The sequence below is a fragment of the Mesorhizobium sp. M0037 genome (assembly GCF_040323635.1).
Taxonomy (GTDB): Bacteria; Pseudomonadota; Alphaproteobacteria; order Rhizobiales; family Rhizobiaceae; genus Mesorhizobium.
This window is the reverse complement of record NZ_JAMYVB010000009.1, coordinates 1-25,092: the sequence shown is the minus strand read 5'-3', so window position 1 is coordinate 25,092 and position 25,092 is coordinate 1. Positions and strand designations below refer to the sequence as shown.

The window sequence follows — 25,092 nt, the reverse complement described above, 5'->3', positions numbered from 1 at the left end:
CAAAGCCTTATCGGATTCCGGCGGAATCAGATCGGAAACACCATCGCCTAATCCACCGGCGAATTGTACTCGCGAAATGCGGTTGCCAGCATCTGCAGCGCGTCACGCGCGCGCGGCGCCAGATTGTGCGAATGCAGCACCACTTCGGAAGGGTCAAGCGATGGAAGACCAAGTTTGCGGCCAACCTCGATCAGGCCGGGCGGAGCGACGCAGTGAGCCAGCGCCGAAACGGCAAAGCCCGCCGATATCGCAATGTTGACGGCCGCGCCGCCGCCGCCGACGAAGGCCTCCTCCCAGGCGATGCCTGCTTTGTCCAGCGCCTCGACCGCCCGCACACGATCCGGACAGTTGCACACGGTGCTTAAGAGCGCGAGGCGCAACGGCGTTCCGCGCTGCCACTCGAAGGAAGGTGCGGCGAACCAGCCATAGTGGTTGCGCGACAAGGTCCGGCCAGGACGGCTGTCGCCTTCGCGGTGCACGATAACCGCGTCGAGCTCGCCGTGATCGAAAGCTTCCTTGAGCACCGTGCTGGTATCGATCCTCAAACTGAGCGTCAGCGATGGATCGTGCGCATGGAGCTGGGCAATCAGAATGGACAGCGCCGGACCGGCGGCATGATCGACAAAGCCGAGCGCAAGCCGGCACGGTGCTGACGCAAACTCCGCCATGGCGCGCTCGTGCGCGGCAAGGAAGTCGCGCGCGGCGGGGAGGAAGACGGCGCCTCGTGCCGACAGGCTGACGCGGCGCGGCGTTCTTTCAATCAATCGCGCGCCCAGCTTCTCCTCAAGGCGGCGCAGCTTGACGCTGATCGTCGCCTGCGTGCTGCCCAGCGCCGTGGCCGCCTGGGTGAAGCTCTGCAGATCGGCCACCATCACAAAGGTTCGTACGGCGTCCACATCAAGACTGGTCATCGCAGCACTCCATTGGCCAACCATTCGATTTTGTCATTTCTGATATAGCCGAGCATAGTCTTTTTTCATGGTCAAGTCTCCTCTATGTCAAACTGGTCGCGGTTTGAAGAGCGCCGCATGTTCCGATGGAAAGAGATCGATATGCCAATTCAACGAAACACCATCGCGCTCACCGGCGTGTGCTTGGCGTCGCTCTTGTTCGGGCTCGAAATCTCCAGCGTGCCGGTGATCCTGCCGAAACTGGAAAGCGTGCTCGCCGCCGATTTCAAAGACCTGCAATGGATCATGAACGCCTACACCATTGCCTGCACCACGGTGCTGATGGCGACAGGGACATTGGCCGACCGTTTCGGCCGCAAGAGCGTGATGGTGATCACCACCGTCGCCTTCGGCCTCTCCTCGCTGCTGTGCGGTCTGGCGCCGAGTGCGGCGCTGCTGATCGCCGCCCGCTTCCTGCAAGGTCTCGCCGGCGGCGCGATGCTGACCTGCAGCGTCGCCGTGCTGTCGCATCAGTTCCAGGATGGCCGCGAACGCGGCAAGGCTTTTGTTGCCTGGAGCGTCGTCTCAGGCATCGGGCTTGGTTTCGGTCCCGCCATTGGCGGCCTGATCGTGGCGCTGTCGAACTGGCAGTGGGTGTTCCTCATCCACGTGCCGCTGGCGCTCCTGGCGCTCGCCTTTATCGGCGCCGGCGTCACGCAATCGCGCGATCACAATGCCCAGAAACTCGACTGGGCCGGCATGCTGACGCTGTCGGCTTCTGTGTTCGGCTTCTCCTATCTGATCACGCAGGGTGCGGATCTCGGGACCAGCGCCCGCATCGGCGTGATATCAGCCTCCGTGGCTGCGTTCATCGCTTTCCTTGTCGCCGAGAGGGTCAATCCCTATCCGATGTTCGATTTCTCCGTGTTCCGCATCCGCCAGTTTTCCGGCGCGATCATGGGCGCCATCGGCATGAATTTCAGCTACTGGCCGTTCATCATCTATCTGCCGATCTATTATTCCGGCGTTCTCGGCTACGACAGCACGACGACCGGCCTGCTGTTGCTCGTCTACACGCTGCCGTTCATGGTGATGCCGCCGATCGCCGAGCGCATTCGCGCGCGCTATCAGGCGCGAATTGCCATCCCGCTCGGTCTGCTGACGCTAGCGATCGGTTTCATCGCCATGTGGATCGGCTCCAGGCTCGAGGGCGCCACCTGGCTGACCATGCTGCCGGGCACCCTGATTGCTGGCATCGGCATCGGTCTCACCAATTCGCCGACCACAAACACCACGACCGGCGCGGTATCGCCGGATCGCGCCGGCATGGCGTCCGGCATCGACATCAGCGCACGCCTGATCACGCTCGCTATCAACATCGCGGTGCTCGGCCTGCTGCTGACGCAAGGTATCGTTTCCTACCTGCGGACCACACTCGGCGCGGCTTTGGAGCCGGATGAGTTGCGGGCGCTGGCGGAAAGGATCGCCACCGGCAATCTGGACGGCCTTGCGCAGGGGACGCCGAAGCTCGCAGCCCTCGACCCGTCCGGCGCCATCGTGTATGCCGCCCTGGTCAACGGTTTCGGCTGGGTCATGCTCTATTGCGGGATAGGCGTTCTCGCCCTGTCGGTCATCGGCTTCGTCATCTTCGGGCCGAAGCGCGTCGCGCCGCAGGAGACAGGGCTTGCGGCGGCCGAGTGATCGGCCGAAGCCCGCTCATAGCGCTCAGCCCGCCCGCCGATCCTTATCCCTGCCGCCTGGCCATGAAAGCAAGGCGCTCAAACAGATGCACGTCCTGCTCGTTCTTCAGCAGCGCGCCGTGCAGTTTCGGCAGCGCGTTCCTGGGGTCGGCGCGCAGATCCTCGGGTGCGATGTCGTCGGCGACCAGCAGGCGGATCCAGTCGAGCACCTCGGAGGTCGACGGCTTCTTCTTCAACCCCTGCACGTCGCGGATTTCGTAGAACTGGGTCAGGGCAGCACGCACCAAATTCTGCTTTATGCCGGGATAGTGCACGTCGACGATTTTGTGCAGCGTGTCGACATCGGGAAAGCGGATGTAGTGGAAGAAGCACCGGCGCAGAAAGGCGTCGGGCAGTTCCTTCTCATTGTTGGAAGTGATGATGACGATGGGGCGCACAGCGGCGCGGATCGTTTCGCCGGTTTCGTAGACGAAGAACTCCATCCGATCGAGTTCCTGCAGCAGGTCGTTGGGGAATTCGATATCGGCCTTGTCGATCTCGTCGATCAACAGCACGACCTTCTTACCGGCCGCGAAGGCGTCCCAGAGCTTGCCGCGCTTGATGTAGTTTTTGATGTCGTTGAACCTGGCATCGCCGAGCTGGCTGTCGCGCAGCCGCGAGACAGCATCATATTCATACAGTCCCTGCTGCGCACGGGTGGTCGACTTGACGTGCCATTCGATCAGGTCGAGGCCGAGCGCCGATGCCACCTGGCGGGCAAGCTCGGTCTTGCCGGTGCCCGGCTCGCCCTTGACCAGCAATGGCCGCTCCAGCGCGATCGCGGCGTTCACCGCCACCATCAGATCCTTGTCGGCGACATAGGCCGCCGTGCCTTCGAAACGCATACTTGCTCCTCGGTTGGTGAGCGCGACCGTAAGGACGCTGCTTGACCTGTGCAAGGGCGAGCCGGCTGCGACGCAAGCGTGTGAGATCGAAATGGAAACATCGGCTCATGTCACTAGCGCTTGACCGACCAGCCGCCTATATTGGGCTTGGCGGTCTGCGCTTCCCGGCAGGAGAACATTTTCCCCGGGGCCTTAACGATCCTTAGGGAGCTGTCCCTGGGAAGACCCGTGGGTTTTCTCATACGGCGCCCACCTACTTTGTAGGTTCCCGGGATCGCTCTCTCCACCGGTTGTGTGGATCGTCACTTACCTGTATCCGCCCAGTTTGGCGGATGATGTGGTAGAAAACGTCGCTCATGAAACGTCACCCAGATCCGACCTTTTCTATCGTCCGCGCATGACATCTCCCAAAGCCCTGAAAAAGCAGCTGCGCCTCGAGGCACTCGGCCGCCGCGATGCGCTCGATCCGCTGTGGCGGGTGGAGATCGCGCTTGAGATGGCCGAGACGGCGCGCGACCACCTCGCCATCGAGCCGGGTCAGATCGTTTCAGCTTTCTGGCCGATGCGATCGGAAGTCGACATCAGGCCGCTGATGTTCGCCTTGCGCGAGAAGGGGGCCAGGCTTTGCCTGCCGGCCATCCTCGACAAGACCACCATCGTCTTTCGCGAACTGGTGCGCGGCGCGCCGATGGTCGAGATGGGTTTTGGCACGGTCGGTCCGCATGCGGAGGCCGAGGTTCTCGATCCCGCGGTGATGCTGGTGCCGCTCGCGGCCTTCGACAGCCGCGGTCATCGCATCGGGTATGGCGCCGGCTATTACGACCGCGCCATCGCCAGGCTGATCGACAAGGGCCAGCCGCCACGACTGATCGGCATCGCTTTCGATTGCCAGGAGGTGGGTCTCGTGCCGGATGAGGCGCACGACGTCATCATCCCGGAAATACTGACCGAGAGCGGTTTGCGCCGCTTCGACATCGCTTAAAAGACCGCGATCCCGCTTAACGCGTTTCCAAGACGTGCCGGATAGTATTCCGGCAACACAGTCCGAGCCGATGGCGGCCATCATGTTTGTCTTCGCACGCTTCCTGCTGATGCCGTTCGTCCTCATAGCAGTGACGCTGTTCGCGATGGCATTGCACATTTCCGGAACGGCCCTGCACCACCAGTTCGCCTGGCATCAGACGGTTGCCACAGTGACGGATGTCAGTTCCTACAGCGAAGCCCAGGGTAATGGCCTCACCACGAAAGGCATCAACGTCGCTGTCACCTATGTCGCGAACGATGCACCGATGACGTGGTCCGGCAAGGGAAAGGACATCGGCCTCTACAAGGCGTCCAAAGGCGACGCGGTGAAGTTGTATTACAACCCTGCCAATCCATCGATCCTCGATACCGCGGCGATGAAGGGCTGGCGCGGCGGGCTGTTGCTCCTGGCCGCTACTGGTGGGTTCACTGTTTTTTACGTGTGGTTCTTCTGGCTGCGCGGACGCACCGCACCGCCGGCGTCACCGATGATGCCTTCGGCAGTTCGCGTTGCGGGCGCGAGCGCCAAGCCGCCTCAACAGCAGCGTGGTACTTTCGGCCGGCGTTAGCGCCAATCGCCCGGGTAGCGCTTGCCTAGCGTCCGTGCCTCTGGATAGAAGTGGGCATGAGACTTCTCTTCCTCGGCGACATGGTGGGCAAATCGGGACGTACGGCGGTGTGGGAACAACTGCCCGGCCTGATCTCGGATTTCAAACTCGACTTCGTCATCGTCAATGGCGAGAACGCCGCCGGCGGCTTCGGCATCACCGAAGACATTTTTCGCGACACCATCGCCGCCGGTGCGGATGTCGTCACCACCGGCAACCATGTCTGGGACCAGCGCGACGCACTGGTCTTCGCGCCGCGCGAGGAGCGCTTCTTGCGCCCGTCCAACTTCCCCAAGGGCACGCCGGGGCGCGGTTCCGGCGTCTATATCGCCAAAAACGGTGCGCGCGTGCTGGTCGCCAACATCATGGGCCGGGTGTTCATGCATCCCGAGCTCGACGATCCGTTCCAGGCCGGCGAGCGCGAGCTTGCCGCCTGTCCGCTGGGCGAGCAGGCCGATGCCGTGGTGATCGACTTCCATGCCGAAGCGACGTCGGAGAAAATGTGCTTCGCGCATTTCGTCGACGGCCGCGCCAGCCTCGTCATCGGCACCCATACGCACCAGCCGACGGCGGACCACCAGATCCTCAATGGCGGCACCGGCTACATGTCCGATGCCGGCATGTGCGGAGACTATGATTCCTCGCTCGGCATGGACAAGGAAGAGCCGCTCAACCGCTTCCTGTCGAAAGTTCCGAAAGGCCGCTTCGAGGCGGCCACCGGACCGGCGACATTGTGCGGCGTCGGCGTCGACATTTCCGACCGGACGGGCCTGGCCGAAAAGATCGCGCCGTTTCGTCGCGGGCCGCGGCTTGAAGAAACCGCGCCATCCTTCTGGTCGTGACATTGATATGGTGGAATATAGTACCTAACTGGCGACGAAACTGCTCTAGATCGTAGAGGGGACGACCTCCATGCAGCTCGTTGAATTCCTGGCGCCGCATTTTCAATTTGTTTCCGACCCCACCGCGTGGGTCGCGTTGCTGACGCTGATCGTCCTCGAGGTCGTGCTCGGCATCGACAATCTGATCTTCATCTCGATCCTGACCAACAAATTGCCTGAGGCGCAGCGCGCCCGCGCCCGCCGTCTCGGCATCTCGGCGGCGCTGATCATGCGGCTGGTGCTGCTCGCAACCATCTCCATCATCGTGCAGCTGACGACGCCGGTGTTCACAGCGTTCGGCCATGGCTTTTCCTGGCGCGACCTGATCCTGATTGCCGGCGGCCTGTTCCTGGTCTGGAAGGCGACCAAGGAAATCCACCACACCGTCGATCCCGACGACCACAAGGATACGATGATGGGCGAGACGCTGCAGATCTCGCTTGCCGGCGCCATCTTCCAGATCCTGCTGCTCGATCTCGTCTTTTCGATCGATTCGATCATCACCGCCGTCGGCATGACCGACGAGATTGCCATCATGTACATCGCCGTGATCGTGGCGGTGAGCGTGATGATGCTGGCGGCCGGGCCGCTGGCCAACTTCATCGCCAAGAACCCGAGCATCGTCATGCTGGCGCTGGGCTTCCTGCTGATGATCGGCATGACGCTGATCGCCGACGGCATGAGCTATCATGTGCCGAAGGGCTACATCTACGCCGCCATGGGTTTTTCCGCCCTGGTCGAGGGCCTGAACATGCTGGCGCGGCGGCGCAAAAAATCCGGCGGCGGGCATTGAGGCTGGCGCCGCAGGGGCGGCCCTAGCGCCCCGGCATGCCGTTTGGGTAGCGGTCGCCGATCAGGCCAAGCGACAGGCCCTGTTCCAGCCATGCCTTTGCGCCGGCAAGAACCAGTGCGAAGCCGTCGGTCGAGCCGACCGCCTGCTTGACCTGCTCGTCGGCGGTGCCGGCGAAGCCGAAATTGCTGACCTCAAGAAAGGTCGCACCGTCAGGCGTTTCGGCGCCGGGCATCTCCGTGAATGTCCACACCACAGTGGTCGGCGGATCGCTCCATTGCATGACGATCTTCTTGTTCTCGACGATCTCGCTGACATTGACCATCGCCGAGGCGCCGTACATGCGCCACTCCCAGCGAACCTCTTTGCCGCTATCCAGCCGGCCGCTACTGTGGGTAAACCAGAATTTCGTGGTGATGGCCGGGTTGACGATCGCCTCGAAGACCTCGTCGACCGGCCGCTTAATCAGCATGCCGGCTTCGGCAGTCGGCGTTTTGTGAATTTCCATCGATGCTCCTTCTTGTCCGGTTTGCGCTCACCAGGCGTCAGGCTCGCGCACCGTGTGAACGATGCTGGCCGGGTTGGCGATCCAGAAGCCGCGAAAGCCTTCGCCCAGGGGCTCGACCGCGTCGCAACGGACGACGCCGGCCTTGGCGAGATGATCCGCAATGGCTGCAGAATCGTCGGTGAAAAGCTCAAGCCAGACTTCGGCCTGGCTCAGCATCGGCGCCTCGTCGATCCACAGACGGTTTGGGCCAAGCTCGAAGCCGATGGCCGGCGTCTTGGCGGTGACTGGCTTCAAGCCGACGACATCACGATAGAAGGCGATCGTCGCCTCGTACTGGTGCGGCGGCACCTTCATGGCGATGTTGATGCCACCGGTGATCTTCGCGGTCATTGCGGGCTCCGTTGCGCGGTTCATCTGTTTGTCTCGTTGGCCGGCTCGCCCCTCATCTCGCCGCGGTAGTAGCCGTCGCGCAGATTGATGCCGTATTCGACATAGGCCTTCATGCAGGCCAGCATCTGCGACCAGCCCTCGCAATTGAGGTAGGATTTCTGCAGGCCGACCACGCCTTCCGGCCAGCCGGATTCAGCAATGGTCACAAGGGTGCCGCCATCGTCCAGCGGCTCGAAGTTCATCTCGATGCGTGTCTTGTAGGCGGGCTTGCCTTCGGCATCGGTGGCATCCCAGCGCAGCACGATATGGCGGTCCTTGATCACCTCATCGACTTCGACGGGCACCTTGCCCCACCAGACCACCCCGGTGCCGGCCTTCAGCGGCGCGCTGGCGCCGCCGATGGTGGTGAAATAGCCGCTGAGCTTCTCCGGATTGACGACTGCGTCGAAGACTTCTGCGACCGGTTTGCCGATGCGTCCGGAAACTCTGAATCCAAGAGACATATCCACAGCTCCTTCCTTGATTGGCTCGACGACATGTTATATAAACATAACATGTCAAGCCAAACCGCGGACGATCACGTTTTCAAGGCGTTGGCGCATCCGCGCCGTCGCGAATTGCTGGATCAGCTGAAGGATGCGCCGCAGACGACCGGCATGTTGTGCGAGGCGTTTCCCGACATCGATCGCTGCACCGTCATGCTGCATCTCAAGGTGCTGGAAGAAGCCGAACTGGTGGTGGCAAAGCGCCAAGGGCGCGAGCGCTGGAACCATCTCAACGCGCTGCCGATCAAGCACATCCACGACCGCTGGATCAGCCAGTATGCCGGCCATGCGCTCAGCATTATCGACCGGCTGAAGTCCGATCTGGAGGGCTGAACCGGCGCGGCTGGACGAATTGAGCCGATTTATCTATAAGCCGGCCATTCCGACAGAGAACGCCGTGCATCCATCGCGTTGCACCTTGGACGGCTCTGAAAATTTGAGTTCGAGTATCGCGGAAGACGAGGTGAGATCACCTCGTTTCGGGATGCTCTTAGCCTAAGACGACAGGGGTGCCATGGCTGGCCATTCACAGTTCAAGAACATCATGCACCGCAAGGGCCGCCAGGATGCGGTGCGGTCGAAAATGTTTTCCAAGCTGGCGCGCGAAATCACCGTCGCCGCCAAGAGCGGAACACCGGATCCGTCGATGAACCCGCGTTTGCGCCTGGCCATTCAGAACGCCAAGGCGGTGTCGATGCCGAAGGACAACATCCAGCGCGCCATTAACAAGGCGTCGATGGGCGATGCCGAGAATTACGAAGCGGTGCGCTATGAAGGCTATGGGCCGGGCGGCGTGGCGCTGATCGTCGAGGCGCTGACCGACAACCGCAACCGCTCGGCCTCGAATGTGCGCGCCGCCTTCACCAAAGCCGGCGGTGCGCTTGGTGAAACCGGCTCGGTGTCGTTCATGTGGAACCGCGCCGGCGAGATTTACTATCCGGCCTCCGCCGGCAGCGCCGACAAGGTGATGGACGCGGCGATCGAGGCCGGCGCCGATGACGTCGAGTCCGACGAGGAAGGCCACACCATCTACTGTGCGTTCGAGAGTATGGGCGAAGTGTCTAAGGCGCTGGAAGCCTCGCTTGGCGAGGCCGAATCGGTGAAGCCGATCTGGCAGCCGCAGAACAATGTCCCGGTCGACGAAGAGCGGGCGCAATCGCTGATGAAACTGGTGGCAACGCTCGAGGACGATGACGACGTGCAGAGCGTCTACGCCAATTTCGAGGTCGACGACGAGACCATGGCCAAGCTCAGCGCGGCGTAGGTCCGTGCAATACAGTCGGATGCGAATATTGCTGTATGACGGCGGCCTGCCTATAGATTAGTCAGTTATCAGGGGGGGCCGATGACCGACTATAAAGAGGCAAGTTTTGCCGATGCGGTGGCCTGGCCTCGCCGGCCCGGCATATGGCGACGGTTTCTCGCTGCACTCATCGACTACCTTGTAATCCTGATCGCCCTCTATTTGCTCGTAGGGGCTCTATTTCTGCTGACCAACGGTGGCGTAAAAGGCAGCTTTTGGCTGAACTGGAAACTATGCCAGGAGGGTACGGTTCACGGTGCCCCGACACTTGCCCGTTATGATTGGCAGGTGTGTAGAACATCAGTACTCGGTTTGCCGGTCGCCATATGGAGCGTGGGTACGGCGCCGGGCTCAAAGCCTGGAGAAACCTCCTCCATCTCGATCGATCTGGATTCGCAAGGGAATTTCAGGCCTGCAGCATTGGACCTGGGTTTCCTCGAGCTGATCGCTCTGGCGTCTTATCTCCTCATTATGGAGTTGAAGTCCGGCCAATCAATCGGCAAGCGGCTCACGGAGCTCACTGTACATGATGAGGACGACAGACATAGGGCCGGCCTGCCGGCGAGAAAGGCTGTTCGGCGGCAACTTATCAAGTTTCTCGGCGCATTACCGATCGTCCTGACGGGAAGCTGGTATGCTTTTCAGGCTTGGGGCACCGCTCCCGGTGGCGTGCAGGATTACTCCAGCCTGGAAATAGTGGTTGCATCCGCTGCCCTCGTTTTGGTGCTGATCTGGCCGGTCTGGATTGCGATATCCATAGCTCTGGGCGACGACCCGATACACGATCGATTCGCAAATACCACGGTGCGCATACAGGAGGCCCAGACATGAGTGTGCCGGAGAGGCCCCGCGTGGTCATCACCTATTGCACGCAGTGCCAGTGGCTGTTGCGGGCCGGCTGGATGGCGCAGGAACTGCTCTCCACCTTCGGCACGGATCTTGGTGAAGTGACGCTGGTGCCGGGCACAGGCGGCATCTTCACCGTTTCCTGCAACGATGTGCTGGTCTGGGACCGCAAGCGCGACGGCGGCTTTCCCGATGCCGCCAAGCTCAAGCAGCTGGTGGGCGACGTCATCGATCCGGGCCGCGATCTCGGTCATTCCGACCGCAAGGGTCACTCGCAAAAGGACCCCGCTTGAGGCGAGGTCCTTGCGTTTGCGAAGTGTCATTTTTCAGAGCAATGCGAACATGAAGCAGGCCATCGACACGATGGCGGTGATGGTGCGGACGTGGTTCCACATCACCCATTGATTCAGATGGTTCGCCCACACGGCTGCGCCATTGGCGCTGGCCGGGTCGACGGCGGCGAGCGCATCGTTGAGCGGCACATTGAAGACCATGGTCACGATCGGGTTGCCGATCAAATAGATCACGGCGCCGGCAAGCAGCCAGTATGAGCCGGACTGGCGCCACCCCATGAGAACGGCGGCGATAAGCACCAGACAGAGCAGGCCGGTGCCGAACAGCGCCGTCATGAAGGTGGGCGTGATCACCGTGATGTTGATCGAATTCATCGCTGCGATGCCTTGGGGGACCGGCAGCCGGGCAAGCGCCGCCATGATAAAGTTGGAAAAGGCGAAGAACACGCCGCCGACGACGCCCGAGCCGATGGCGGCGATGATGGTGAGGGTGGGAAGAAGCTTGATCATCTCAGTTGCTCCAGATGCCGGTTGCAGCGGTTTCATTTGCGTAGGCGGAAAAGTCTTTCGGCGCGCGGCCGAGCACACGCTGGACGCCGTCGGTCAGCGTCTCGTTGCGGCCGTCAAGCACTTCGGTGAACAGCTCGTTGAGCAGCCAGGCGATTTCGGGCGGCAGTTCGTATGCCGCCGTCGCGGCGGTGAATTCGTCATGCGAGATCTTGATATAGCGGATGTCGCGGCCGGTCGCCTTGGCGATCTCGGCAACCGCGTCGGCGAAGCTTAGCAGCCGCGGCCCGGTCAACTCATAGAGCTGGCCGACATGACCCGGTTCGGTCAGCGCAACGAAGGCAGCATCGGCGATGTCGTCGACATCGACGAAGGGCTCGCCAACAGGGCCGACAGGCAAAGCCACTTCGCCTTGCCGCAAGGACTCGACGAGAAAACCTTCACTGAAATTCTGCGAAAACCAAGCGCAACGCAGGATGGTCCAGTCAGCGCCCGAGGCTTTGACCATCTCTTCGGCGCGCTGGGCTTCGGTCTCGCCGCGGCCGGAGAGCAGCACCATGCGGGTGACGCCATTTGCCACCGCAAGCCTGGCGAAGGCGCCGACGGTCTCGGCGGCGCCCGGCACGGCGATGTCGGGATAGTAACTGATGTAGACGGCGCCCACGCCCTGCATGGCAGGCTCCCAGGTCGCCGGAACCTCCCAGTCGAAGCGAGGGCTGCCGGAACGCGAGCCGATGCGCACGGGAATGCCCTGTGAGGTCAGCCGCCCGGCGAGGCGACGGCCGGTCTTGCCAGTGCCACCGAGGATCAGGACTGGTTTGGTGTCGGTCATTGTGGTTTTCCTCTGTTTACAAATATGAGTAATCCTCACATTTGCAAAACGTGATAAACCCTCGTATTTTGGGAGTCAAGCCGTCTGTTGGCAGATTTTGTCGAGACCGGAGGCCGTCATGGAAGACACAGCAACGCCCGCATCTGCCCAGGAGCAGGTCGCATCGCCGCGACGGGCGCCCACCCAGCAGCGCAGCCGCGAGCGGGTCGAGCGCATGCTGGCCGCAGCCTCGGCGCTGATTGCCGAGCAAGGCAGCGACGCCATGCGCATGGGCGAGGTGGCGGAACGGGCCGCGGTGTCGATCGGCTCGCTCTACCAGTTCTTTCCCGACAAGCGGGCGATCGTCTGGGCGCTGGCCGAGCGCTACACCGCCGAAAGCCAGGCCTGCATCTCCTCGGCGCTCAAGGATGTCGTCGACGCCGAGGGCCTGCGGCAGGCGTTTTCGGAGCTGGTGGATATCTACTATCAGCTGTTCCTGGCCGAGCCGGTGATGCGCGACATCTGGTCGGGCACGCAGGCCGACAAGGCGCTGCGCCAGCTCGAACTCGCCGACAGCCGGGCAAATGCCGAATTCCTGACCATGGTGCTGAAGCGGCTGCATCCCGGCGCCGATCCGGTGGCGCTGGAGACCACAGCGTTTCTGGTCTGGCAGATGGGCGAGGCTGCCGTGCGGCTGGCGATCTCGGTCGACCGGCAGGAGGGCGACAGGCTGGTCGCCGCCTACAAGCGCATGGCGCTGCGGGAATTGGTGGAGGGGTAGGCTCGCACCACTCTGGGAAGGGTCGCTTCGAAGCAGCAGGGTGGAGGCGTCGGACCGCACCCGACCCTTGGGCCGACCTCCCCACAAGCGGGCGGTATCGGCGCGTAAGCTTGAAGCGACTGACTTTGGCGGCAACAAAAAACCCGCCACAAAGGCGGGTTCTTGATTCAGCGATACAGGTAAACTTTAAAGGCCGAACCCTTCGAAGCGCTTCTTGAACTTCGACAGGCGGCCGCCGCGGTCGAGCAGGGTCTGCTGGCCGCCGGTCCAGGCCGGGTGCGTGGTCGGGTCGATATCGAGGTTCATCGTATCGCCTTCCTTGCCCCAGGTCGAACGGGTCGAGTATTCGGTGCCATCGGTCATGACGACCTTGATGGTGTGGTAGTCGGGATGGATATCGGCCTTCATTGTCGTGCTTCCTGGCTTGTGGCGCTACAGACTGGCCCGCGGCCTGCGTCGATGCGCCCCTTTTTAAAACTCGAAGCCGCAGCTATTGAAAAGCCACGGCTTCTAAAACGGTCGGCGAGCCTATACATCAGCCGGAATTGAATCACAAGGCCACGGCAGGCGCATATTGAACGCGCCCACCTGGAAGCGGCCAGAGGAAACGGTCATGGCGGACATCAGCGGCGAGCAAGACGGGCGCAGGCGCTCGCTCGGGCCGCTCAGGCGCCTGTATCCCTATATATTCCGCTACCGCAAACTGGTCATAGGCGCCCTCATTTCGCTCGCCATCGCCGCGGCGACGACGCTGGCGCTGCCGCTGGCCGTGCGGCGCATGATCGACCACGGTTTCAGTGCTTCCGGCACCGTCTTCATCGCCGAATATTTCGCCGCTTTGGTGGCGATGGCAGCCATTCTGGCGGCGGCGTCGGCCGGACGCTACTACTTCGTCATCACGCTCGGCGAGCGGGTCGTCGCCGACATCCGCAGCGACGTGTTTTCGCATGTCACGACGCTTTCGCCGTCCTTCTTCGACACCGCGCAATCGGGCGAGATCGTCTCGCGGCTTGCCGCCGACACCACGCAGGTGAAATCCGCGGTCGGCGCCACCGCCTCCGTGGCGTTGCGCAACGTCATCCTCGGCCTTGGCGCGGTGGCGATGATGGTCGTCACCAGCCCGAAACTGTCGGGCCTGGTGATCGCGGCCATTCCGCTCATCGTGCTGCCGCTGGTCGCGTTCGGCCGTTCGGTGAGGCGCCGGTCACGGCAGGCGCAGGACACGCTGGCGCAAGCGACCGCCTATGCCAGCGAGCAGATCGGCGCGGTGCGCACGCTGCAGGCGTTCACCAACGAGACGCTGGTCACCGGGCGGTTCTCGGCCGCGGTGGAAGCCGCCTTCCAGGCGGCGCGCTCGTCGATCTTCTCCCGCTCGCTGCTCACCTTCTTTGCCATCTTCATGATCTTTTCCTCGGTCGTGGCGGTGTTGTGGTTCGGCTCGCGTGACGTGCTTGCCGGCACGATGTCGCCCGGCACGCTCGGCCAGTTCCTGCTTTACTCCGTGTTTGCCGCAGGCGCGCTGGGCGCACTGTCGGAAGTCTGGGGCGAGCTTGCCCAGGCGGCGGGTGCGGCCGAAAGGCTGACCGAGATACTCGACGAGACGCCGGCGATTCAACCGCCGGCCAATCCGCTGCCGCTGCCCGCCAAGGCGACAGGCGCGATCAGTTTCGACGACGTCTCCTTCTCCTACCCGGCAAGGCCGGACCGTGCCGCCGTCCACGGCTTGAGTTTTCAGGTCAAGCCCGGCGAGACGGTGGCGATCGTCGGCCCGTCGGGCGCCGGAAAGAGCACCGTCTTTTCGCTGATCCTGCGCTTCTACGATCCAGAAACCGGCCGCATCGCCATTGACGGCGTCGACGTGCGCGAAGCCGATCCGGCTGAAGTGCGGGAGCGCATTGCGATCGTGCCGCAGGACGTCACCATCTTTGCGGCAAGCGCGCGCGACAATATCGGCTTTGGCCGGCCGGGCGCGACGAATGCCGAGATCGAGGCCGCCGCCAGGGACGCGCTGGCCGACGAGTTCATCCTCAGGCTCGACAAGGGCTACGACAGCCAGGTCGGCGAGCGCGGCGTCACCTTGTCCGGCGGCCAGCGCCAGCGCGTGGCGATCGCCCGCGCCATCCTGCGCGACGCGCCGATCCTGCTGCTCGACGAGGCCACGTCGGCGCTCGACGCCGAAAGCGAAACGCTGGTGCAGACGGCGCTGGAACGGCTGATGCAGGGCCGCACCACCATCGTCATCGCCCACCGGCTGGCGACCGTGCTGAAGGCCGACCGCATCCTGGTCATGGATGGCGGCCGCATCGTCGAGGAAGGCACGCACCAGAGCCTGGTCGCCAAGGGCGGAATCTATGCAAGGCTGGCCAAGCTGCAGTTCGAAACCGGAGCAAGCGCCTTCAGGGGTGCCGCGGAGTAGCAACCCGCAATCAGGCGGGACCATACCGCTTGCGGAGATGCTCGGTGAAATGCGCGGCATTCAGTTTCTCGCCGGTGGCGCGCTCAAGCAGTTCGGGCGTCGACCAGCGCGATCCCTGCGACCAGATCTTGTCGCGGCGCCAGTCATTGATGGCGGCGAAATTGCCCCTGGCGAGATCGCTGTCGGCTGAAGGATGGTCGCGCGTCAGCGCAGCCCATTGCTGCGCCGCCATCATGGCGCCCAGCGTATAGGACGGGAAATAGCCGAAGGCGGCGCCCGGCCAATGCACGTCCTGCATCGGTCCGTCGGCTGGGTTGTCGATGGTCGAAAGGCCAAGATACTCCCGCATCTTGGCGTCCCAGGCTTCGGGCAGGTCGGCCGCCTGCAGCCGCCCCGAGACCAGCTCCTGCTCCAACTCGTAGCGCAGGATGACATGCAGCGGGTAGGTGACCTCGTCGGCGTCGACGCGGATCAGGCCGCGCTCGACCCGGTGCACATGCGGCAGGATGTCGTCCAGCGACCAGGCCTCGCCGAGATGCTTTTCCACCACCGGCAGCGCCCAGCGCCAGAATTCGGGGTTGCGGCCGATCTGCTTTTCGACGAACAGGCTCTGGCTTTCATGCACCGCCATGCCGCGCGCCTTGCCGAGCGGCCAGTGCGCCCAGGCCTTCGGTAGGTTCTGCTCGTAGAGCGCATGGCCGGTCTCGTGCAGCACGCCCATCAAAGCCGACAGGAAATCGGACGTTTTGTAGCGGGTGGTGATGCGAACGTCGCTCGGCACCCCGCCGCAGAAGGGATGGTGCGATACCGACAGAGAACCATGGGTGAGGTCGAAGCCGACCGAAGCCATCATGGCGAGACCAAGCTCGCGCTGTTTGTCGATCGCATAGCTGCCGGAGAGCGGCTTCAGCGGGCGCTTGGCCAGTCGCGCTTCCTGTACGGCCAGCGCTTCCGGCACGAAGCCCTTCAGGAATGTCTTCAGCTCGGTGAAGACCGGCGTGAAGTCGGCGGCGCGGTTGCCAGGATCGTATTGCTCCATCAGTGCGTCGTAGGGATCGAGGCCGAGCGCGTCGGCGCGCAGGGCGGCTTCCTCGCGCACCAGCGCGATGACACCTTCGAGCGCCGGCAGGAATCCGGCCCAGTCATTCTTGCCGCGCAGGTCGCGCCAGAGCTGCTCGGAGCGCATACGCGCCACCGTCTGGCGCTCGACGAATTCGACCGGCAGGCAGGTCAGGTTGGTGTATTGGCGACGCAGTTCGCGGACCGCCGCCTGCTGCTCCTCGTTCAGCGCCTCCTGTTCGGCGGCGGCGAGCCAGTCGGCGATCTCCGGCGCCGTTGCCCTGATATGCAGCATCCCGGCCAGGGACGACATGGCTTCGGCGCGCTTCTCGCCGCCGCCGACGGCCATGTGGGTCGCCTCGTCGGCGCCGAGGATAGCGAGCGCATGTTCCAGCGCTTCGAGCTTGTGGCCGAGATCATCGAGCTTCTGAAAAGACATGACAGGTTCCGCGTTTTGGACCGCGGGAAAAGATACCAACGCGCCAGGATTGGCAACCCTCAAAGGTGGCTATGCAGCTTGCGCCGGTGAGCTGGTGCGTGGAATGCTGGCTGACGGTGGAACACCGCCATGGAGGGGAGACTAAGATGATCGGCAATATCCTGGTCGGGCTGGTGGCCCTGATCCACCTCTTTATCGTCTATCTGGAGATGGTGGCGTGGGACACACCGCGCGGGCACAGGGCGTTCAACCTCAAGCCGGACTTCGCCAGCGCATCGAAGGTGCTCGCCGCCAATCAGGGGCTCTACAACGGCTTCCTTGCCGCCGGGCTGATCTGGGGCCTCTATCTCGGCGCGGCGGGATTCCAGATCAAGGTGTTCTTCCTGCTTTGCATCGCCGTCGCCGGCCTCTATGGCGCGGCGACTGCCAGCCGGAAGATCCTCTATATTCAGACCGTGCCGGCGGTGCTGGCCCTCGCTGCGCTGTGGCTGGGCTGGTGACAAAAAAGACGCCCTCGGAGCCAGATCCGGGGGCGTCAGACAGTCCCTTCCTCATTCCTGGAGATATCAGAGCGGATCTCAGCCGTTCGGATAATTCCCGCCGTCGGAGCCATCACCGATCATGAAGCCGCTGCCGGTGTCGGACATCAGCCTCTGATCGACATTGTCGAGGCGGCGCAGCAGATCGTGATATTGCGCGGCCGGGATCCGGCCATGGTCCGAAGCGGCGACCCGTTCGGCGGCCTGGCCGATATGCGCCGCACGCAGATGCAGCCACTGCGCTTCCGAGGTCGAGATGCCCTTGGTTTCGCGCGCATCCGCGATGCCCTGTTCGACGCCCCGCACCTGCTCGATCAGGCCGGTCACACGCGGACCGGTCATGTCGGTCGGGTCGCTGGCGTCGAGGGCGCCCTTGTGATGTCCGGCGGCATAGGCGCCGGCGAGTGGAACAGTGATCAGAAGTGTCGTGAGGGTTGCGGTCCTGAGAGTCTTCAAAGAGCGCATGATGTGCGTCTCCTCCTGCTATGGAAGGGGCAAGCGCTTTCGCTCCGCCTTCCGGAAGCGGGCCGTCCGGTTCCGTCGCGTCGCGATGGGAGGCATCGCCGGCGGTTCTCGGCCCTGCGCGTCAAAGTAGGAGCCCGGAAACGCGAAGTGTAATTAAAGAAAGATAATGTTTTCAGGCCTTGCCGGCCTGGCGTTTCGCCCTAGAGTTGAGCTGGCAAACATTTTCGCGTGACTGAAAATCACCGTTCGGTGAGTTTCAGTTCAATGCGTCGGTTCTTGTTGCGGGCGTCTTCGGTGTCGGCGGGGTCGAGCGGCTGGAATTCGCCGAAGCCGGCCGCAACCAGCCGGTTGGCGGGCACGCCGTTCTCGATCAGGAACTTGACCACCGAGGTCGAACGCGCCGTCGACAATTCCCAATTGTCGCGATAGCGGCCGGCGCCGGACAGCGGCTTGTTGTCGGTGTGGCCGTCGACGCGCAGCACCCAGTTGATCTCGGGCGGGATTTCCTTTTGCAACTCGATGATGGCGTCGGCGAGCTTCTTCATCTCGACCTTGCCGGCATCGTTGATCACTTCGGAGCCGGTCGGGAACAGAACTTCCGACTGGAAGACGAAGCGGTCGCCGACGATGCGGATGTTCTCGCGATCGGCGAGGATTTCGCGCAGGCGGCCGAAGAAGTCGGAGCGGTACCGGTTCAGTTCCTGCACGCGCTGCGCCAGCGCGACGTTGAGCCGACGGCCGAGATCGGCGATCTTGGTGTTGGAATCGCGGTCGCGCGTTTCGGACACGTTGAGGGCGTCCTCGAGCGCGCCGATCTGCTTGCGCAGTGCCGCGATCTGCTGGTTCAGGATCTCGACCTGGCTCAGCGCCTGCTGGCTGATCTGGCGCTGGCTGTCGAGTTCGCCGCCGAGTTCCGCGGCGCGCTGGGTGGCGGCGTCGCCGGCGCCGGCACCTTGTGCCAGCAGCTGCTCGAGCCGGCTCTTCTCAGCTTCGGCGGCCGACAGCGACGCCTGCAGATTGGCCAGCGAATCGTCCTTGTCCTGCGCGCTCGAGCGCTCCAGCGCCAGCAACTGCGTCAGTTCGTTGATCTGCGAGTTGAGGCGCGTGAGCGCCGTATCTTTGCCGGAGAGTTCGCGTCCGAGCAGGAACTGCGCCAGCACGAAAACGGTGAGCAGGAACATGATGGCGAGCAGCAGCGTCGACAGCGCGTCGACGAAGCCCGGCCAATAGTCGATCCGGCGATCGGTGCGCCGGCCCCTGGCGAGAGCCATGCTAGTGGACCCCGGGTTTCTTCAGCGCGTCGGCGATCTTTTCCAGCGTGTTGCGCATCGCCTTCTGCTCGTCCGATTGGGCCTCGACCCAGTCGCGCATGATCTGCTGCTCGGAGCGCATGTTCTTGACCAGTCCGGAAATGCCGTCGGCGAGATTGGCCATGGCGGTGGCGACGCGCGGATTGGAGCCGCCGCCGCTTTCCTGCATGCTGCGCAGCCGTTCCGACAGGACCCGGATCTCGTCGGAGGATTCAGTCTTGGCCGGGTCGGCGACGGCGATGTCGGAGGAGAGATCGGTGACCGAGGACAGCCAGTTTTCAAGCTCGGTATAGAAGCGGGTCTGCGCGCGGCCGGCCTGCAGGTCGAGGAAGCCTAGCACCAGCGACCCGGAAAGGCCGAACAGCGAGGACGAAAAGGCCGTACCCATGCCGGCCAGCGGCGCCGACAGCCCCTGCTTCAGCGAATCGAGCACCGCGGCGGCGTCGCCGGTGCCGGGATCGAGCGATTCGATGGTTTCGCGGATCGAGCCGATGGTGTTGAGCAGGCCCCAGAAGGTGCCGAGCAGACCGAGGAACACCAGCAACCCGACGAGATAGCGCGAGGTGTCGCGGCTTTCGTCGAGGCGGGTGGCGATCGAATCCAGCATGGTGCGCATCGAAGACGTCGAGAAGGCGACCGTCGAGGAGCGGCCGATCATCGCCTTCATCGGCGCCAGCAGCACCGGCTCGGTGGTTTCGGAACCGGCGCGGAAGGAATTGACCCAGCGCACTTCGCGAAACAGTCGTCCGACCTGGGCGAAGGCAAGCAGGATGCCGACCACAAGGACGCCGACGATGAGGCCATTGAGGCCGGGATTGCTCCCGAAAGCGGTCGAGATCTGGCGGGTGAGGATGGCGGCGATGAAGGCGACGATGACCAGGAAGATGACCATGGTCAGGAGGAAGACCTGCGGGCTCGACAGTTTGTGCGGATCGTACATCAGGACATCAGAACGCCTGCCCACGCCGAAGGATCTGAGAAAAGCCATTCGTGCCCCGTTTCCGATGCTCTATTTGCCTTGACGCAATTCCGAACGGGAAGCCGCTCATACTTCCCTGGAACCGCTCCATTGCCGCCGATCACGTAATTCGCGACTCTAAACGGAATTGTGACCAAATTGAATGGCGCTTGGCAATATTGCCCGACTGTCGGGCCGCACCACGCCGTTCAGAGGCGGTTGACGACCAGGCAGTCGACCATGGCGGCAAGATGCAGCCCGGCGCCGGTGACGACAAAGCCGTGCCAGAGGGCATTGTGAAAGCGCAGGCGTTTCCAGGCGAAGAAGATGACGCCGCAGGAGTACACGATGCCGCCGGCGACAATCAGCGCGATCGAAGTCGTCGGCAACGTCGCCACCAGCGGCTTGACCAGGACGACGCCGCTCCAGCCGATGGCGAGATAGAAGACAATGGCCAGACGGTCGAAGCGGCCGGGCAGGAACACTTTCATGGCAATGCCGGTCAAAGCAGCGGTCCAGACAAGGACAATCATCGGCAGCGCCAGCGGCGAGCCGTCGAGCTGGGCCAGAAAGGGCGTGTAGGTCGCGGCGATCAGGAGGTAGATCGCCGCATGATCGAAGCGCCGCAAGATCCACTTCGCCGGCGACGTCACCGGCCACAGATTGTAGGTCAGCGAAATCGACAGCACAGTCAGCAGCGACACCACAAAGAAGGCGGCGGCGATGTATTCGCCGGGACCGGCATGGAAGGCGGCCAGTGCCAGCAAGGCCGAGCCGGCTGCTATCGCCAGCACGATGCCGACCGCATGGACGATGCCATCGGCGATCATCTCCGCACGCGAGTAGTGCCAACGCCCGACATAAGGGATTTCAACTGGCTGGTCTGGCTGCGCTTCTCGCGAGGATAGTGAAGGTATGCTCGTCATAAAAAATCCTGCGTCACCCTTATCTGGGCGGCCGCCGGGCAGTATTTCAAGCTTTGATTGCGGTTTTGCGACCGCGGCGCTTCAGCACGCCGCGCCGGCATGCCAAGTGATCAGCGCGCCGAAAGCGGCTTCTTCACCGCCTTGAGCAGCGCGCGCTGGATGACCTCGTTGCCGGCGACGAGCGAACCCGCCTCGAGCATATCCTGGCCTCCATCCATGTCGGAGACGAAGCCACCGGCCTCGCGGATCAGCAGCAGGCCGGCGGCAATGTCCCAGGCCGACAGGCCGGTTTCCCAAAAGCCGTCCATGCGGCCGGCCGCGACATAAGCGAGATCGAGCGCCGCGGAACCCAGGCGGCGCACGCCCGAGACCTCGGCCATCACATTGCGCAACTCGACGAGGAAATTGCCGTGCTGGCCGCGGCCGAGATGCGGCACGCCGCAGCCGATGACGCAGTCGGTGAGCTTGCTGCGGCCGGCAACGCGCAGCCGGCGATCGTTCATGAAGGCGCCGCCGCCGCGCTCGGCGGTGTAGAGCTCATCCATTGCCGGATTGTAGATGACGGCGGCGACCAACTGGCCCTGTCGCTCCAGCGCGATCGAGATGGAAAAGATCGGAATGCCGTGCAGGAAATTGGTGGTGCCGTCGAGCGGGTCGACGATCCAACGGTGCTGGTCGTCGTCCCCTGCGATCATGCCGCGCTCTTCCATCAGGAAGGCATAGCCCGGCCGTGCCTTCGACAGTTCGGCAAACAGGATGTCCTCGGCCTTGCGGTCGGCTTGGCTGACATAGTCGCCCGGTCCCTTCATCGACACCTGCAGGTTCTGCACCTCGCCGAAGTCGCGCGACAGCGAGCGGCCGGCCTTCATGGCGGCCTGGACCATGACATTGAGAAGTGCGGAGCGTGCCATCGTATCTGTTCCTGCCTACGTGTCAGTCTGCGCGGCGCATGTAGGTGAGTTCGTTGGTGTCGACGACGATGCGTTCGCCGGCGCCGATGAATGGCGGCACCAGCACGCGGATGCCGTTTTCCAGGACCGCCGGCTTGTACGAGGACGCGGCCGTCTGGCCCTTCACCACCGGGTCGGCCTCGGTGATAGTCAGCGTCACCTGGTCGGGCAGCGAAATGCCGATCGGCCTGTCCTCATAGAGCTGGACCGTCACCATCATGCCGTCCTGCAGGAAGGCGGCGCGGTCGCCGACGAAATCCTTCGCCAGCTCGAGCTGCTCGTAGCTCTGCGTGTCCATGAACACCAGTGCGTCGTCCTGGGCGTAGAGGAAGGAAAAATCCTTCAGGTCGAGCCGGATCTGCTCGACGGTCTCGGCCGAGCGGAAGCGCTCGTTGAGCTTGGTGCCGTTGATCAGGTTCTTCAGTTCGACCTGGTTGTAGGCACCGCCCTTGCCGGGCTTGACGGTGTTGGTCCTGACCGCCACCCAAAGGCCGCCATCGTGCTCGATGACATAGCCGGGACGGATTTCGTTGCCATTGATCTTGGCCATGATGAGATTGATCCGGGATGCTACCAACGGCTTGGCCGTTGGTATGGGGATGGTCGCTGGACAAGCGATTTCGGGCCCCCAAGACCACAAATCGGCAGGAGAGGCAAGGGATGCCAGATCGCCCGACAAGGGCCGGTAGCCTCAAACCTGGGCTGCAATGACTTTGCCGACGGCCTCGACTATGGCATCCGCAGCCTCAGTCAGCCGGTTGAGATGAGGCGAACGAAGTGCGGCGACCTGCAAGGAAAGGTCGACATCTTCCGTGTTGACCAGCATGAGGCGGTCGGGAAGTCCGCGCCTTGCAAGACGCAACGGCACAAGCCCAAGGCCGTGCCCCCGACGGACCCATTCCATCTGCAAGGCCGGATCCTGTATCTCCGCCGCGATCTCGAAACAACGCCTTCCGCCGACCAGAACCGACATGAGTTTCTGGCGCGCGTCGCAAGGGGCCGGACTAAGCACCCACGGCATGGGTGTCCGGCCACCGTCTTCCGGATCGGGGACGGTGGACGCAGCTATGACGCCAAGACGTTCAGTGCCAAGCGCTTCCGGGCCTGGCTTATCCGACGATCGCAGAACAATCGTCACATCGAGCTCGCCGCGTTCGAATTGATCGATCAGTTCGGCGCTCCAGCCGGTCTTGAGCCGTAGCGACACTTTCGGGAACGCCGCCGCGGCGTTGCCGATGGCCCCGGCGATATCGCGGTCCGAGAGGCCATGGGCGAGACCCAGGCGGAACAGTCCTTCCGGCTCGGTCTTTCCGGCGAAGGATTTCAGCGCTTCTACGGAAGCGATGATATCGCGTCCGCGCGCCAGCACTTCCAGCCCCGTCGGCGTCAGTCGCGGCGGCTTTTGCCGGCGGTCGAGCAGCGTCGTGCCAAGCATGTCCTCCAGCCGCTGGATTTGCCGGGTCACAGCCGGCTGCGTCAGCGGCAGGCGCCGGGCGACCTTCTGGATCGAGCCCTCCTCGGCAAACAGGGCGAGCGTGCGCAATTCCTCAAGCATAGCTAGAACCATGTCTCGTAAGCATAATCATTGTAAACATTATGAATTTGAAATCCATCGCCTGGCAAGCAATTTTCCTTTCAAACGAAAGGACGACGACAATGAAGGCAATCGAACTGCAGAAGCCGGGCGGCATCGACAATCTCAAGATTGTCGAACGACCAATGCCGGAGCCCGGCCGTCAGGAGATGATCGTCCGCGTCAAGGCGACGGCGCTCAACTATCGCGATGTCGAGATCGCGCGCGGCAGCTATCACACGACATTCCCCTTGCCGCTGGTGCCGCTTTCCGACGGCGTCGGCGAGGTCGTCGGGCTTGGCCCCGAGGTCAGCCGCTTCAAGGTTGGCGACCGGGTCTGCGGCACGTTCTGGCAGCGATGGGTCGGCGGCAGCTTCGCCATGGCCGAACCTTCCTACCAGCGCGGCGGCCCGATCGACGGTTTGCTGAGCGAATTCGCCCGGCTGGACGAACAGGCGGCTGTCATCGCGCCGGCGCATCTCAGCGACGTAGAGGCGGCGACATTGCCTTGCGCCGCCGTCACCGCTTGGCATGCCTTGTTTACGGAAGGCAACCTCAAGCCGGGCGAGACCGTGCTCAGCCTCGGCACGGGCGGCGTATCGCTGTTTGCCATGCAGTTCGCGAAGGCGGCCGGCGCGCGGGTCGTCGTTACGTCGAGTAGCGATGAGAAACTTGTCCGGGCCAAAGAGCTCGGCGCGCATCACGGCATCAACTACCGCGACAATCCGGACTGGTCGTCGGCCGTGCTGGCGCTGACCGATGGCCGTGGCGCGGACCACATCATCGAAGTCGGTGGTCCCCAAAGTTTCGCGCAGTCGCTCAAGGCGTCGGCGCGCGGCGCCCAGATCAACGTCATCGGCTATCTCGGCGGCAGCGAAGGGGTGATCAATCCGCTCGACATCTTCCGCCGCCAGGTGAAAGCACGCGGCATACCGGTCGGCTCGCGCGAGTCCTTCGAAGCGATGAACCGGGCGCTCGCCGTCCATCGGCTGCGGCCGGTGATCGACCGGGTCTTCCCCTGGGCAGAGGCAGCACAGGCCCTTCGCCATCTCGAACACGGCTCTCCCTTCGGCAAGGTCGTGCTGGATCATACACAGTGACGTTGCGTGTCAGGGCAGGCGGTTGGCCTTCTGCAAGGCTTGCTTTGTCTGGTCGTCGGTCAGCCCTTGCAGGAAATCGTCCATCTCCGGATCGATAAGGCCGGCGCGGCGGGCGACCACATACCAGGCCCCAGCCAGGATCAGGTCGGGGTCGGTGCCGATGCCGCCCATATAGAGCTTTGCCAACCGGTTCTGGGCAGCGACATTGCCGCCTTCAGCTGCCTGCTTCATCCAGTTGAAGCCGGATTTCAGGTCGCGAACACCGCCCCGGCCCTCGATCATCCAGGCGGCAAGATCGATCTGAGCGGTGTCGTAGTTCTGCCTGGCAGCCTGTGCCAGCAAGCTGCGGGCCTTTCCATCGTCGCGGGTCTTGCCGCCGACGCCATTGGCATAGACCTGCGCCATCGCATACTGGGCGTCGGCAAGCCCTGTCGCCGCGGCACGCTCATAATAAGGCACAGCCCTGGCGGGGGCGGCCTCGACCGGCGCCGGCGGCACGAGGAAATTGGCGCAGATGAAAAGAGACACCCCCTTGACGGCCAACGCGGCGGCCGGCACACGCGCAAAAAAACACGTCTCGGAGGGCTTGACGTAAGG

Annotated in this window: 30 protein-coding genes and 1 other RNA gene; 14 read left to right on the top strand and 17 right to left on the bottom strand. The window is 63.2% G+C overall.

The window, feature by feature from the left end:
- Nucleotides 1–47: 47 nt before the first annotated feature.
- Nucleotides 48–911, bottom strand: a complete 864-nt coding sequence (locus tag NKJ78_RS15340; RefSeq protein WP_023737887.1) for a LysR family transcriptional regulator — start codon at nucleotides 909–911, stop codon at nucleotides 48–50.
- Between the two features lie 141 nt (nucleotides 912–1,052).
- Between NKJ78_RS15340 and NKJ78_RS15335 the strand changes: the two genes are divergently transcribed.
- Complete coding sequence (locus NKJ78_RS15335; RefSeq protein WP_023737886.1) at nucleotides 1,053–2,591, top strand: MFS transporter; 1,539 nt, start codon at nucleotides 1,053–1,055, stop codon at nucleotides 2,589–2,591.
- 43 nt (nucleotides 2,592–2,634) lie between these two features.
- Here NKJ78_RS15335 and NKJ78_RS15330 read toward each other — a convergent pair whose 3' ends face one another.
- Nucleotides 2,635–3,474, bottom strand: a complete 840-nt coding sequence (locus NKJ78_RS15330; RefSeq protein WP_352459894.1) for an AAA family ATPase — start codon at nucleotides 3,472–3,474, stop codon at nucleotides 2,635–2,637.
- 149 nt (nucleotides 3,475–3,623) lie between these two features.
- Between NKJ78_RS15330 and ssrS the strand changes: the two genes are divergently transcribed.
- The 5 genes from ssrS (at nucleotide 3,624) to NKJ78_RS15305 (ending at nucleotide 6,779) form a co-directional block, all read left to right on the top strand.
- A non-coding RNA gene (gene ssrS, locus NKJ78_RS15325) (6S RNA) lies at nucleotides 3,624–3,779 on the top strand.
- Nucleotides 3,780–3,871: 92 nt separating this feature from the next.
- A complete protein-coding gene (locus tag NKJ78_RS15320; protein WP_023832606.1) occupies nucleotides 3,872–4,456 on the top strand; it encodes a 5-formyltetrahydrofolate cyclo-ligase in 585 nt (194 codons plus the stop codon).
- A gap of 82 nt (nucleotides 4,457–4,538) precedes the next feature.
- Nucleotides 4,539–5,066: a DUF3592 domain-containing protein gene (locus tag NKJ78_RS15315; protein WP_352459893.1), complete on the top strand. Its 528-nt coding sequence runs from the start codon at nucleotides 4,539–4,541 to the stop codon at nucleotides 5,064–5,066.
- A gap of 56 nt (nucleotides 5,067–5,122) precedes the next feature.
- Nucleotides 5,123–5,947 carry a TIGR00282 family metallophosphoesterase gene (locus tag NKJ78_RS15310; protein ID WP_023726164.1) on the top strand — a complete coding sequence of 275 codons (825 nt, stop codon included), beginning with the start codon at nucleotides 5,123–5,125 and terminating at the stop codon, nucleotides 5,945–5,947.
- Between the two features lie 70 nt (nucleotides 5,948–6,017).
- On the top strand, nucleotides 6,018–6,779 hold the full coding sequence (locus NKJ78_RS15305) for a TerC family protein (protein ID WP_352459892.1): 762 nt from the start codon (nucleotides 6,018–6,020) through the stop codon (nucleotides 6,777–6,779).
- Nucleotides 6,780–6,801: 22 nt separating this feature from the next.
- Here NKJ78_RS15305 and NKJ78_RS15300 read toward each other — a convergent pair whose 3' ends face one another.
- The 3 genes from NKJ78_RS15300 to NKJ78_RS15290 are packed head-to-tail and all read right to left on the bottom strand — an operon-like array spanning nucleotide 6,802 to nucleotide 8,177.
- Entirely contained in the window at nucleotides 6,802–7,284 is a 483-nt protein-coding gene (locus NKJ78_RS15300; protein WP_023684152.1) for an SRPBCC family protein, read from the bottom strand.
- Between the two features lie 27 nt (nucleotides 7,285–7,311).
- Nucleotides 7,312–7,674, bottom strand: a complete 363-nt coding sequence (locus tag NKJ78_RS15295) for a VOC family protein (protein WP_352459891.1) — start codon at nucleotides 7,672–7,674, stop codon at nucleotides 7,312–7,314.
- A 20-nt stretch (nucleotides 7,675–7,694) separates the two neighbouring features.
- Nucleotides 7,695–8,177, bottom strand: coding sequence for an SRPBCC domain-containing protein (locus NKJ78_RS15290; RefSeq protein ID WP_352459890.1), 483 nt, complete (start codon nucleotides 8,175–8,177; stop codon nucleotides 7,695–7,697).
- A 51-nt stretch (nucleotides 8,178–8,228) separates the two neighbouring features.
- Here NKJ78_RS15290 and NKJ78_RS15285 point away from each other — a divergent pair, with 51 nt between their 5' ends.
- From NKJ78_RS15285 to NKJ78_RS15270, 4 genes are all read left to right on the top strand, one after another.
- On the top strand, nucleotides 8,229–8,552 hold the full coding sequence (locus NKJ78_RS15285; RefSeq protein WP_023684155.1) for an ArsR/SmtB family transcription factor: 324 nt from the start codon (nucleotides 8,229–8,231) through the stop codon (nucleotides 8,550–8,552).
- A gap of 181 nt (nucleotides 8,553–8,733) precedes the next feature.
- A complete protein-coding gene (locus NKJ78_RS15280) occupies nucleotides 8,734–9,483 on the top strand; it encodes a YebC/PmpR family DNA-binding transcriptional regulator (RefSeq protein ID WP_023668740.1) in 750 nt (249 codons plus the stop codon).
- 81 nt (nucleotides 9,484–9,564) lie between these two features.
- Entirely contained in the window at nucleotides 9,565–10,353 is a 789-nt protein-coding gene (locus NKJ78_RS15275) for an RDD family protein (protein WP_023829287.1), read from the top strand.
- On the top strand, nucleotides 10,350–10,661 hold the full coding sequence (locus NKJ78_RS15270) for an Rdx family protein (protein WP_352459889.1): 312 nt from the start codon (nucleotides 10,350–10,352) through the stop codon (nucleotides 10,659–10,661). The genes NKJ78_RS15275 and NKJ78_RS15270 overlap by 4 nt, the downstream gene beginning before the upstream one ends.
- 33 nt (nucleotides 10,662–10,694) lie before the next feature.
- Here the strand turns inward: NKJ78_RS15270 and NKJ78_RS15265 are convergent, their stop codons facing one another.
- The gene (locus NKJ78_RS15265) at nucleotides 10,695–11,171 is read right to left on the bottom strand and encodes an anthrone oxygenase family protein (protein ID WP_352459888.1); all 477 of its coding nucleotides are present in this window, start codon (nucleotides 11,169–11,171) and stop codon (nucleotides 10,695–10,697) included.
- A 1-nt stretch (nucleotide 11,172) separates the two neighbouring features.
- The gene (locus NKJ78_RS15260; RefSeq protein ID WP_023668744.1) at nucleotides 11,173–12,000 is read right to left on the bottom strand and encodes an NAD(P)H-binding protein; all 828 of its coding nucleotides are present in this window, start codon (nucleotides 11,998–12,000) and stop codon (nucleotides 11,173–11,175) included.
- A 118-nt stretch (nucleotides 12,001–12,118) separates the two neighbouring features.
- On the opposite strand from NKJ78_RS15260, the gene NKJ78_RS15255 reads away from it, so the two are divergent.
- On the top strand, nucleotides 12,119–12,760 hold the full coding sequence (locus NKJ78_RS15255; protein WP_352459887.1) for a TetR/AcrR family transcriptional regulator: 642 nt from the start codon (nucleotides 12,119–12,121) through the stop codon (nucleotides 12,758–12,760).
- 186 nt (nucleotides 12,761–12,946) lie between these two features.
- On the opposite strand, the gene rpmE is transcribed toward NKJ78_RS15255, so the two are convergent.
- Nucleotides 12,947–13,168: a 50S ribosomal protein L31 gene (gene rpmE, locus NKJ78_RS15250; protein ID WP_023668748.1), complete on the bottom strand. Its 222-nt coding sequence runs from the start codon at nucleotides 13,166–13,168 to the stop codon at nucleotides 12,947–12,949.
- 205 nt (nucleotides 13,169–13,373) lie between these two features.
- Between rpmE and NKJ78_RS15245 the strand changes: the two genes are divergently transcribed.
- A complete protein-coding gene (locus NKJ78_RS15245; RefSeq protein ID WP_023668749.1) occupies nucleotides 13,374–15,176 on the top strand; it encodes an ABC transporter transmembrane domain-containing protein in 1,803 nt (600 codons plus the stop codon).
- A gap of 10 nt (nucleotides 15,177–15,186) precedes the next feature.
- Here NKJ78_RS15245 and NKJ78_RS15240 read toward each other — a convergent pair whose 3' ends face one another.
- Nucleotides 15,187–16,674 (bottom strand): carboxypeptidase M32, encoded by a 1,488-nt coding sequence (locus tag NKJ78_RS15240; protein ID WP_352459885.1) that lies wholly within the window; start codon nucleotides 16,672–16,674, stop codon nucleotides 15,187–15,189.
- Between the two features lie 146 nt (nucleotides 16,675–16,820).
- Between NKJ78_RS15240 and NKJ78_RS15235 the strand changes: the two genes are divergently transcribed.
- Entirely contained in the window at nucleotides 16,821–17,174 is a 354-nt protein-coding gene (locus tag NKJ78_RS15235; RefSeq protein ID WP_023668751.1) for a DUF1304 domain-containing protein, read from the top strand.
- A gap of 78 nt (nucleotides 17,175–17,252) precedes the next feature.
- Here NKJ78_RS15235 and NKJ78_RS15230 read toward each other — a convergent pair whose 3' ends face one another.
- The 7 genes from NKJ78_RS15230 to NKJ78_RS15200 all read right to left on the bottom strand — a co-directional run bounded on the left by NKJ78_RS15230 (nucleotide 17,253) and on the right by NKJ78_RS15200 (nucleotide 23,377).
- Nucleotides 17,253–17,678 carry a hypothetical protein gene (locus NKJ78_RS15230; RefSeq protein WP_023737876.1) on the bottom strand — a complete coding sequence of 142 codons (426 nt, stop codon included), beginning with the start codon at nucleotides 17,676–17,678 and terminating at the stop codon, nucleotides 17,253–17,255.
- 239 nt (nucleotides 17,679–17,917) lie between these two features.
- The gene (locus NKJ78_RS15225) at nucleotides 17,918–18,949 is read right to left on the bottom strand and encodes a peptidoglycan -binding protein (protein ID WP_023684164.1); all 1,032 of its coding nucleotides are present in this window, start codon (nucleotides 18,947–18,949) and stop codon (nucleotides 17,918–17,920) included.
- Between the two features lies 1 nt (nucleotide 18,950).
- Nucleotides 18,951–19,976 (bottom strand): MotA/TolQ/ExbB proton channel family protein, encoded by a 1,026-nt coding sequence (locus NKJ78_RS15220; protein WP_023668754.1) that lies wholly within the window; start codon nucleotides 19,974–19,976, stop codon nucleotides 18,951–18,953.
- Nucleotides 19,977–20,155: 179 nt separating this feature from the next.
- Nucleotides 20,156–20,776: a PAQR family membrane homeostasis protein TrhA gene (gene trhA / locus NKJ78_RS15215; protein WP_023694587.1), complete on the bottom strand. Its 621-nt coding sequence runs from the start codon at nucleotides 20,774–20,776 to the stop codon at nucleotides 20,156–20,158.
- Nucleotides 20,777–20,982: 206 nt separating this feature from the next.
- Entirely contained in the window at nucleotides 20,983–21,783 is an 801-nt protein-coding gene (locus NKJ78_RS15210; RefSeq protein WP_023684166.1) for an inositol monophosphatase family protein, read from the bottom strand.
- 22 nt (nucleotides 21,784–21,805) lie between these two features.
- Nucleotides 21,806–22,372, bottom strand: a complete 567-nt coding sequence (efp, locus tag NKJ78_RS15205) for an elongation factor P (protein WP_023668757.1) — start codon at nucleotides 22,370–22,372, stop codon at nucleotides 21,806–21,808.
- Between the two features lie 141 nt (nucleotides 22,373–22,513).
- Nucleotides 22,514–23,377, bottom strand: a complete 864-nt coding sequence (locus NKJ78_RS15200) for a LysR family transcriptional regulator (protein ID WP_352459884.1) — start codon at nucleotides 23,375–23,377, stop codon at nucleotides 22,514–22,516.
- A gap of 101 nt (nucleotides 23,378–23,478) precedes the next feature.
- Here NKJ78_RS15200 and NKJ78_RS15195 point away from each other — a divergent pair, with 101 nt between their 5' ends.
- The gene (locus tag NKJ78_RS15195) at nucleotides 23,479–24,495 is read left to right on the top strand and encodes a zinc-dependent alcohol dehydrogenase family protein (protein ID WP_352459883.1); all 1,017 of its coding nucleotides are present in this window, start codon (nucleotides 23,479–23,481) and stop codon (nucleotides 24,493–24,495) included.
- 9 nt (nucleotides 24,496–24,504) lie between these two features.
- On the opposite strand, the gene NKJ78_RS15190 is transcribed toward NKJ78_RS15195, so the two are convergent.
- The coding region (locus NKJ78_RS15190; protein ID WP_352562497.1) for a tetratricopeptide repeat protein at nucleotides 24,505–25,092 on the bottom strand (588 nt) is incomplete at its 5' end.